The sequence below is a fragment of the Devosia alba genome (assembly GCF_039938915.1).
Lineage (GTDB): Bacteria > Pseudomonadota > Alphaproteobacteria > Rhizobiales > Devosiaceae > Devosia > Devosia alba.
On sequence record NZ_JBDUUI010000163.1, the window covers coordinates 1 to 233 of the forward strand.

Consider the following 233-nt stretch of genomic DNA (forward strand, 5'->3'; position numbering starts at 1 on the left):
GCGTATCTACCAGGCAGCTACCGGGCTGACACTGCATGAGATTGTAGAGCAGCACAAGCAAGGTAAGTTCGCAGAGAAGTACCTGGCTAAGGTAGGCAGCTGGGACCGCATCAGAGTTAAGGATGCGCACAGCATCACTATGCCCCAGATAGCTACGCTGATGGAGGAGATGCGCCCGGCTGTACTGGTGGTGGATATGCCTGCCAACATTAGAGGTTCGATGGCTGAGACTG

At 54.9% G+C, this 233-nt stretch carries 1 protein-coding gene; it reads left to right on the forward strand.

The window, feature by feature from the left end; translation table 11 throughout:
* Positions 1 to 233 (forward strand): hypothetical protein (locus ABFY71_RS19150; protein ID WP_347947469.1); only part of this gene is annotated, 233 nt, incomplete at both ends.